Source organism: Chryseobacterium sp. Bi04, from assembly GCF_918698085.1.
Classification (GTDB): Bacteria; Bacteroidota; Bacteroidia; order Flavobacteriales; family Weeksellaceae; genus Chryseobacterium.
Window position 1 is genome coordinate 143389 of sequence record NZ_CAKKLP010000012.1, and the last position, 10368, is coordinate 153756.

7 protein-coding genes are annotated in these 10368 nt (G+C 36.3%); 4 read left to right on the forward strand and 3 right to left on the reverse strand.

The genetic code is table 11. The features are described from left to right. Positions 1-13 precede the first annotated feature (13 nt). The 4 genes from LQV47_RS17540 (at position 14) to LQV47_RS17555 (ending at position 5902) form a co-directional block, all read left to right on the forward strand. On the forward strand, positions 14-1414 hold the full coding sequence (locus LQV47_RS17540) for a RagB/SusD family nutrient uptake outer membrane protein (protein WP_230039237.1): 1401 nt from the start codon (positions 14-16) through the stop codon (positions 1412-1414). Between the two features lie 11 nt (positions 1415-1425). Further along, the gene (locus tag LQV47_RS17545) at positions 1426-2322 is read left to right on the forward strand and encodes a glycerophosphodiester phosphodiesterase family protein (RefSeq protein ID WP_230039239.1); all 897 of its coding nucleotides are present in this window, start codon (positions 1426-1428) and stop codon (positions 2320-2322) included. A gap of 203 nt (positions 2323-2525) precedes the next feature. Next, complete coding sequence (locus tag LQV47_RS17550; protein ID WP_230039241.1) at positions 2526-3662, forward strand: glycerophosphodiester phosphodiesterase family protein; 1137 nt, start codon at positions 2526-2528, stop codon at positions 3660-3662. A gap of 53 nt (positions 3663-3715) precedes the next feature. Further along, complete coding sequence (locus tag LQV47_RS17555) at positions 3716-5902, forward strand: T9SS type A sorting domain-containing protein (protein ID WP_230039243.1); 2187 nt, start codon at positions 3716-3718, stop codon at positions 5900-5902. 83 nt (positions 5903-5985) lie between these two features. Here the strand turns inward: LQV47_RS17555 and LQV47_RS17560 are convergent, their stop codons facing one another. The 3 genes from LQV47_RS17560 to LQV47_RS17570 form a co-directional block, all read right to left on the reverse strand. Further along, a complete protein-coding gene (locus tag LQV47_RS17560; protein WP_230039245.1) occupies positions 5986-7794 on the reverse strand; it encodes a hypothetical protein in 1809 nt (602 codons plus the stop codon). 392 nt (positions 7795-8186) lie between these two features. After that, a complete protein-coding gene (locus LQV47_RS17565; RefSeq protein ID WP_230039247.1) occupies positions 8187-8852 on the reverse strand; it encodes an HlyD family secretion protein in 666 nt (221 codons plus the stop codon). Positions 8853-8893: 41 nt separating this feature from the next. After that, positions 8894-10368: Na+/H+ antiporter (locus tag LQV47_RS17570; protein WP_354961167.1), on the reverse strand; the 1475-nt coding region annotated here is incomplete at its 5' end.

Sequence of the window (10368 nt, forward strand, 5' to 3'; positions counted from 1 at the left end):
TAATATTTTAAAAATGAAAAAATTATATATCCCTTTACTTTCTTTATTCTTATTGCAATCCTGCTCATCTGATCTTTTAAATACCTCTCCTGAAAGTATTAAGCAAACAGATAATTTTTACAAAGATGAAACTCAGTTGGAGCAAGGTGTGAATGCAGTATATGGCTCACTTCAATATGTGGGGCAATATCAGTTAGCAATGCTGGCTATTGGAGAAATTCCATCAGATAATACTTATGATGAAGTTCCTGCCAACGATAATTTTACCTATGGAGAGCTTGATTTTTTTACAGTTCAGCCTAATAATTCTTTGCTGGCAAGCACCTGGAAAGAAAATTATATCGGAATTCAGCAGGCTAATATTGTTTTAAACAGAATTGGAAATGTTCCTATGAATCCTTCACAGAAAAATATCAGGATAGGTGAAATAAAATTTTTAAGAGCATTGATGTATTTTAACCTTGTAAGAATTTTTGGGGATGTCCCTTTGGTCACCAAGGAAAGTGTTAATGTCAACGATTATTTTGGGCAAGGAAGAACTTCAATAGAAATCGTTTATGGTTTTGTTGAATCCGAGCTTAAAGATGCCATTTCATTACTTCCTGAGACTACTTCTCAAAAAGGAAGAGTGACAAAAGGAGCTGCATTGGGAATCCTGGGAAAAGTTTTGATGACAAGGAATAAATATAATGAGGCTTTACCTTTTCTGAAGCAGGTTGAGGGTCTAGGATATAGTTTGTTGACTGATGTTACTAAGATATTTGATGTAACAAATAAAAATAATGCAGAGGTTATTTTCGATGTACAGTTTGCTTCAGGATTAAATGGGAATTCAGAAGGAAGTCAGGCATATCAGATGTTCAGTCCATCAGGGTTTTCTTCCGGGGCAAAAGGTCATAACCTTCCTACAAAAGAGATTTATAATGTTTTTACGACAGGAGACAAAAGAAGAGATGCTTACATCGGTTTAACGAATAATGGAATTCCTTATTCAAAAAAACTAACAAAGTCGGCTACAGCTCCTGCAGATGGAGGAAGTAATGTTGTAATACTTCGTTTGGCAGATGTTTACCTACTTGTTGCAGAGTGTTATGCAAAATCCAATGACCTGGTGAATGGAAATTTATATCTCAATAAAATTAAAAACAGAGCTGGTCTTCCTTCTGTAAATATTACTGATCAGACTTTGTTATTAGAAGAAATTGCCCTGGAGAGAAGGAAAGAACTGGTAGGTGAAGGGCACAGATGGTTTGATCTGGTGAGAACAGGAAAAGCACTTCAGGTGATGACAGCACATTTTCAGAACACCCCGGGATACGGAACGGCTACCATCCAATCACATAATTTAATTATGCCTGTTCCCCAAAATCAGATTAATACAGATCCTGCTATTCAACAAAATCCAGGATATTAAAATATACTTGTATGAAAAAAATAATAGAAAATATCAGTAAATTTTCTTTTGGGTTAGTTTTGCTATGCACCTCTATTACAGCCTATTCTCAACTATCATTAAGCAAATTTCCTGATAACAGGATCATGGTAGTAGCCCATCGGGCTGATTGGCGTGAAGCTCCTGAAAATTCAATTATGGCTATAAAAAAAGCAATAGAGAAAGGGGTTAATATGGTAGAAATAGATTTGTCCTTAACAAAAGATAATGTTTTGATTTTAATGCATGACAAAACTATTGACCGGACGACTACCGGAAAAGGAAAACCCTCTGATTATACATTAGAAGAAATTAAAAAACTATACCTGAAAGACGGATTAGGAGTCGCCACGAAGATGAGAGTCCCTACCCTTAGTGAAGTATTGGATGTAACAGATGGCAAAATTTTCATTAATCTGGATAAAGCATTTGACTATTTTGATTTGGTTTATCCGGTTTTAAAGAAAAGAAATATGCTTGATCAGGTTCTTTTCAAAGGAACAGCAGGCTATGATGAATTTAATCAAAAATATGGAAAAATAAAAAATGAGATTCATTATATGCCAATTGTAAGGCTGGATTCCGGAGAGGGCTGGCCCAAGGTCAATAATTATTTAAAAAATTACAGGGTGTATGGTTTTGAATTTACTTTAGGCCCGGACGAGAGCCATTTAATTAATTTTAAAGATGTTCAGGAAAAAGGAGTAAAAGTCTGGGTAAATTCTTTATGGCCTAATCTAAGTGCCGGTCACAATGATGATCAGATACTCGAAAACCCAAATGTCTATGAATGGTATCCCAATCATGATGTCAACATAATACAGACCGATAGGCCTAAGGAATTGATCGATTTTTTAAAAAAGAAAAATCTTTATTCTCCAGCCAGGTAAGGCACCATTCATTTCTGTTATTTTCACAAAATGATTAACTATTAACTGTTTGATCTGATAAATTAATAAAATATTTTAATTTAACTAATTGTAAGTCAGTTAATTATTAATTAAAATTAATATTGATTTTAACTTTTAATAATTCAATATATTGTGAAAATATATAAATTTATAATCAAAAAACAACCCTAATTTTTAACAATATGAATTCATTAAAACTTTTCAGAAGAAGAATTTTAAAAAGCGCTGTTGCTTTAATTCTTTATTTAGGAACCAACCAGCAAATTCATGCACAAGGTGGCTTCTACAACACGACACCTCCCCCAACGACTGTCAGGCCCAGTGTGGATCTTTTAAGGGCTACCCTACTGAACGGAAATAAAAATCCGGGATATGTATTCCTAGCCCTTCACAGAGCAGCATGGATTGACGGAACCCCTGAAAATTCGATTCTGGCCGTCTCAAAAGCAGCCAATAACCGCAATGTAGACATGATTGAGATTGATCTCAAAACGAGCAAAGACGGAAAAGTGTACCTGATGCATGATGACTACCTCCAGCGTACTACCAATTTTCTGGATTTGTACCCCAATACGTACGGTACAGGAAAAGATAATTATGGAAAAGCAAGTGAATATTCATGGAACGAACTGAGCAGGTTGAGATTGAAAAATGAAGAAAAAACATATACGAATGAGAAAATTCCGCTGTTGCAGGAAGCAATTACTGTTGCACTTGGAGCAGGTGTATTTCTCCAGCTTGATATCAATGATGACAGGACTTTTCAGGAAGCTATGAAGGTTGTACAAGCTGCAAATGCATTTTCAGTTGTCATGTTTAAAGGAAATAAAACACCCAATCAGTTTACTCCTTTTTTCAATCAGCTGACTGAGGCTCAGAAAAAGCAAATTATTTTTGCTCCTTTTGTAAAAATAGATTCTACACCGGATGGCACTACTACTGCTGATCCTATGAAGTTCTATGAACAGTGGGAAAGCTGGAGAAGAAGCAACCCTGCCTATACAGGAGTTGCCGGATTATATGAGATGGTATTTAAAACCCCTGCGGATACAGGCCTATTCCTGGTGGCTGAAAAAATAAGAGCCGGAGGGAAAAGAACCGGTACTTTTTCTGCACAGCCGGAATATTATCGGGGGCGGTATATCGGAAATGTCAATATCAATCAATGCTGCGCCAATAACCCAGAAAATGACCGGAGAGGAGATTTTGATTTTATCCTTGCTCCCAATAATAATAAAAATGCTGGGATCAACGGCTATATCATAACAGATGAAGTCACAACTTTTTTAGAATATTTTCCTAACAGAGTTATCCAGTAATACCATGAAAACAAGATACAACCGGCTAATTACTAATCTAAAAATATTTTCTTATGAAACCATCTAATCATACTTTATATAAAGATCCTTTTTTGAAAGAAAAAAAACCTGCTTCACCCTTTACAGCTTATTTCCTCTTTTTCATCCTTATAACATCCATCTCTCCGCTTTCTGCCCAGGAAGTATTTGACAACACTGCTACGGGAGAGTATTCTGCGAATACACAGGTTGCTAATTTATATGACCTGGCCCTCAGCAATTCATCCACCTGGCAAAATGATTTTAAGCATTCTACCAATACTGCTTATAAATTACAGGGAAACGCTAATACGGGGACTGCTGATAGATTTGGAAACCCTTCCCAGGCATTGTACTTCAATCAATATCAAAACATTACGATCCCTTCGGGGCCCATTAAAGATATTGTAAGCAGTAATAATGGATTTTCTGTTTCTGCATGGATCAAAGTTCCTGATAATGGAAAAGATTGCAGCATCTTAAGCTTTACCAACCCTGCTAATGGAAATAAGGAAGATATTCAGCTGCGGATGAAAGACGGCTATTTTCAGATATTAAAATATTCTGCAGTTGCTCAAAAAAAAGTGGTATTAGGACAGGCACGATACAAAATAAGCTATTACAGTGACAACACTCAAAATGAAATATATCCGGGACCTGATGAATACGGAGCTGGCTACATCTATTTCATGCTGAGCTCTAATAAATATTCTACCCGGTTGTATTTCAGCCGCCCGGGAGGACGTTTATATGCCAATTATTTCTGGTTTGGATTGTCTGATGTGCTTACCAATACCCATACGGCTACTTTTGGCACTGTTAACAACCAGCAAGGGGCTATATTAAGCGCAGTGGATGATATTATGGTGTATAAAGAAATGCTTACTCCGGAATTAGCGAATAACCACTTTCTGGTTCAGTCTCCGATATACCCATCAAGATCTTATATTGTAAGAAACTATCAGAATAAGCCTGTTGCTCCTGAAGGAAATACGTATGAGAGCGGATATATAAAGGCAATATCTGTTTTTAACCCTTATGAAGGTACCTATGGCGGTGCAAGATGGCAGCTCCCGGTCAGGGAAATTTCTGGCGGGAAAAAGCTAATAAATTTTCTCAATGCCAAATCATACCTGCCTATTGCAAGATGGAATGCCAATTCAGGAAATTATTTTTACCAGGAAAATGGTGATTATAATTCTGGAAGACAGCTTTTTGAAGCTCTCCGTATCACCAATCCAAATAATCTGACAGACTATAAGCAGAATACTTTTACATTCCTTATCAATGAATACAGATCAGACATGTATCAGCTGGGGTTCTCAGGGAATGAACTGTATGTGCAGTATCCTAATAAGCCTGATGATAACTGGTCTATTCAGGGGTCTTTCAGCACGGCAGTCAGAGAAAGATTTTCTCCTGTCAGCGAACTGGGAGTACGGTTGATCAATTATGGTACAAAACAAAGTATGGCACTTAATAATTCAAGTGGATCTAATTATTACTTATATCAAAGCTCTTCTACTTTTGAACCATTCTCTTTGGCAAGGCTGACGCCTAGATTTAGTGAGGCCAATTATAAATATGGATATGAAGATTTTAGATTTAGCAATATGGCAAAAAATTCTAGTCTGGCACTTAAAGGAGGTATAAAAAGTACTACTGAGCAAGATTATTTATGGTTGGACGAGGCTAATAGAGCTAACTTTCAGCTGTCTTATGTGAAAGACGATCCCAATGGAAAACCTTTATACCTTGTAAGAATAAACAATGGATACGGTGCCAGAATATTAATTCCAAATTATGAAACAGGAGGATATACGTATATTACCCAGAATTCTATTGTAGAAGACGGACCTTCATATCCTGATAATTATCTGTGGTCTTTAAATATGATTTATATTGAGGACGGTGATATTGTAGTGGCAAGAACAACAAAAGCGGCTCGTCCTGATATTACTGAGACCCAGGCATTAAATGTGTATCCTAATCCTGTAAAAGGAAATGCTACGATAGAATATACATTATCAAAATCCGGCCCTGTCAAAGTGTATATTACTAGCGCTACCGGAGCATTAGTAAAAACAGTAAAAGAGAATACTCAAAACAAAGGAACCTATAAAGAATCTCTTGATACATCCGGCTGGGTTTCCGGAGTATATTTCTGTGTACTTCAAACTGATGGACAAAAGATAATAACTAAAAAAATTATTGTACAATAAATTATTTTTCATCAATATAACCTAAAGTAAACAGCCTTCATTCACATGAAGGCTGTTTTACTCTATCAATTAAAAAAATACTGTTACTTCTCAACCTGAGGAACCTCAATGGCTGCAAGCATCAGTTTATATTCCTGCAGTTGCAGGGTTATGTTTTCCAATCCGTTTCTAAAGAAGGGTGATTCTTTAAACAGATGATGATAATATTCAATTCCTTCCAATATATTTTTTTTGAACGTATTCCATTTTTTTGACTGGGAATGCGTGATTTGAGCCGATGATTCTGTAATTTCTTTTTTCAGATAATCCACATACATTTTTAATTCATTGATGAACATATTCGGACGTTGGTTATCCGGAAGAATATTTGTGTTTCCATAGATATGCTTTACCATTTCAGAAAGGGAAACCTCTTTGTTAAAAAAAGCGATATTCGGTCCCGGGCATATGACAACGCCTTGTTTTTCACCCTTAATTTCCATATTATGTTCCATATAAGCAGCATTTACAAGACCTACACAAAGACAGGCTTTATCTGTAATCTCCGACTTTCTTCTGTTAAATTCTTCAGCCGTATATGTTTCCCGGCTGGAATACAGTTCTTTCAGTTTAATATCCTGATACTTCCTGGAAGCAGTACATGTTCCTTTAGAAGAAAACTCTTTGCTTAAAGCCAGTAATTTTTTCGGACATGAACTTCCATATTTCCCATGAGACTCTTTCTGTTGTTTTAATATATCATTGGATGTTCCTCTTACCGTATTAAATGGGACTCCCAATGGTGAAAGATTGCTCAGGTAAAAATCCTTTTCTTTAGATTGTACCAGTAAATTTCTGGTTTCTATATCTACAGAAGTGGCTTCCGGAACCAATAAAAACGGAGATCCCCATCCTACACTGTCTACATCATAATTTTCAAGCAGAAAATCATGTTCTTCAGAAGTTCCTACTCCGCCCTGAACGGTAATTTTCATTTCTAAAGGTCCGTCAACACAAGGTTTTCCTTTCTGTTCTAAAGCGGAAATCATTAAGGCATGGGCCGACTGAATCAGATCATTTTTTTTCTGTTTAAATTCTTCCATAATAGGCCCCAGGAGCAGTCCGTCTGTAGCAAATGCATGCCCACCACAGTTCAACCCGGATTCTATCCTGTATTCTGAAACCCAAAGCCCTTTTTTTGCCAGGAAATTTCCCTGAATCATTGCAGAGCGGAAATCACTTACTTTAAGAATGATTTTCTTTTTTAAAACTCCTTTCTGATCCGGAAAAAAATCTTCAAATTCTTCCATATAACTGTATAAACGAGGATTCATTCCTGCGGAAAGAACCATCGAAGAAGACAGTTTACTTTTTGCAAATCCACGTAAAGACGCATGGGCATCATTGTAGATTACAGAAAGCTGTTCGTCTTTTTTATAGTTGTCTTTATCAACTTTTGTCATGATGTTGACATCAATGCTTCCCGGCTTTAAGTTAGACTCAATAAAGCTTTTAATAGCTGATCCCCAGTTATCCTTTTGACTCATAAGGTTTTGAAGACCATCTTTCAGCTCTGATGTATTAGGTAACATCGTCATGAAATCTTTTAAAGCCTCTCTGTTTTTGCTGATTTCCTGTTTGAAAGATTCAAATTTTTCATTCACGATATCATCTACCATATCCAGATAAGCGGTAATTCTCTTTGCTCTGTAATCTTCTGTTTTGGAAGAAATTTTTAAATAATCCAGATTAAATTTCTGATTATAAAAGTTTTTCATTTTTTCCAAAATTTCGTCATCGATAATGGAAATGACGGAAGAAATTCCATATTGGGCAACACGAATCGGACTGTCTATAGTATAAGCCAGCCCCATTACCGGAATATGAAAATTGTGTAACGGTTTAGTTGTCATTATATTTCAATAAAGGTTCTCTCATTAATGCAACTAAAAATTCTAAAAAACTAATTCACTGCCTAAATATATCATTTTAAAATTAACTATGCATTAAATAATATTTATAATGTGGAAAAGATGCCAAATATCATCTTATCTTACGAATGCCTTAGCTGGGAAGGAGAAATATAAAGCATACTCAGCATTCTCTGCTAAACGAAGTGCCACTGCGAACTGAAAATAAAGATAAAACCTTGTGAACTCTGCGTTACTATGTGACTGACTGGTAGTCACTATTTCTTTTACAAATGATATATAAGGCTGGTTGCTAAATAACAAAGGTTTCATTTACCGTTACAGTAAACAAAACCTTTGATTAAAAATATTAACTTTTATAGGTTCAGGAAGTATTATTCCGCCTTATTCTTCAGCAGCATCAGCAAACTGTAAGCTCCTTTCTGCACAATTTTCTTATCTTTTAAAAAGTCAGCTTTTAGAATCTCTGTAAACTGATCATCTGCAATTCCTGTTACTACAGGGATCATCTTATAGTTTGATTTTCCCAGATCTTCAAAAACATAATTTTTATTCTCATAGGAAACTACCGCTTCATTGGGAAGTCCCTGTGTATTCCGGCTGCTGATATTGACCTCTGCATTGATATACATTCCTTTTACAAATTCAGGGTTTACGGCAGATAGTTTGGCTACAGCAGTAGCAGAACCTCCGTTTTCAATACTGGGAACTACACTTATAATTTTAGCGTTGTATTTCACGTCAGGTTTCTGGTTGTTATACACCAGAATTTCCTGTCCCGCTTTTACATCATTCACATCATTTTCAAAAACCTTTAATTCTAAAAGTAATCCTGCAGGATTAACCAGTTCAAATAAAGTGTCCGCAGAATTGATATACTGCCCGTTAGGTCTCAATCGGAATCTAATGCTGCTCCATGACAAATTACCATGATATGTCATATAATGTTCTACAAACATAAGTACTTTGAGTACTTCCCCCGCATTGATGGTAGCCATCATATACATCATCGAGCATAATATGGAAATCCATTTTAACATTGTCCTTCAAATATCAGGCTTAAATCTTTTTTTTAAATCAATTAGTATTCCCCTGTATGATAGCTTTTTACCAATGCTCTTCTTTGGCATTCTGCAAGCTGTAGTTCCAGAGTAAAATAGTTTCTTTTCCATTCATTATGCCGGGAAAACATGGTTTCTTCACTACTGCTCATCAATTGACATTTTTCCTTTTCAAGCTTTTCAGTCATACTTTTCAGTGCCGCCTGAATCCCTGAATCATTTGATTTAAAATCATTTAAAAACGAAACAGATTTTTTCAGAAGAAGCATATTCAGGGCTTTTTCTTCCTGTTTATCAGGAGCTGAAGGCTTTATCATGCTGATTAACCTGGGTAATGTTAATCCCTGAATCAGTAATGTAAAAACAATAACGCTGAAGCATATAAATAATACAGTATCTCTCTGCTCTATAACAGCTCCCTGATGATCTTTAAAGAGCAGCGCAAGGGCTGCAGCCAGTGAAACAACACCACGCATCCCTGACCATGATAAAATAATATATTCTTTCTTTGACGGAGTGAGAAAACCGCCTTCTTTTCCGGACCTGTTGTTCGAAAAAAGAGGAAATAAGGAAAGTACAGCCGACCGGATAACTACCAGAACAATAAACAATATAAAACCATAAAAAATAAGGACAGGAAGATCATTATCCTGTATATTCGAGATGATTGCCGGGAGCTGCATACCAAGAATAAGAAATACCAACCCATTCAGAATAAAGATAATAACTTCCCAAAAATGACTCATCTGTAACCGGCTTCCGGCGCTAAATAATGAAATTGAATTCCAGGAAAGAAACATTCCTAATAATACCACAGCCAATACTCCGGAATACCCCAGATGTTCTGCCAGACTATAGGCAGCAAAAGGAAGCAGGATCACTGCAAATGTTTCAGAACTGCTGTTTCCGTTACAATATTTGTGCAGCTTTAAAAATAGAAAGCCTATAATAAGACCAATGGCCAATCCTCCAAGACTGATGCCTATAAACTGCAGCCCGGCATTCCAAAATGAGAAAACACCGCTGGTAATAGCAATAACAGCACATTTGTAAGCAATTAAAGCTGAAGCATCATTCAGCAGGCTTTCCCCTTCAAGTATCGTTGTGAGTTTCTGTGGCAACGGAAGAGATTTTGTAATACTTGTTGCCGCAACAGCATCGGGTGGTGAAATGATGGCTCCCGTTACAAAGGCAAGCGGCCAGCTGAATCCGGGAATTAAAGTGTGAACAATTAAAGCAATAATAGTAGTGGTAAGAAAGACCAGTCCAATGGCCAGTACAGAAATTTTTGGGAATTCTTTTTTAAAATCAGGAATTGATGTGTTCCAAGCGGCATCAAATAGTATGGGAGGAAGCACCACATAAAAAATCATTTCCGGGCTCATGTCAATGGATGGCACAAGCTGGGTTACACTTAGAATCAATCCGGCTGTTACAAGTAAGATAGGAAGCGCAAGTTTTAATTTTTCGTTTACCGAAATAATAATAATAATAA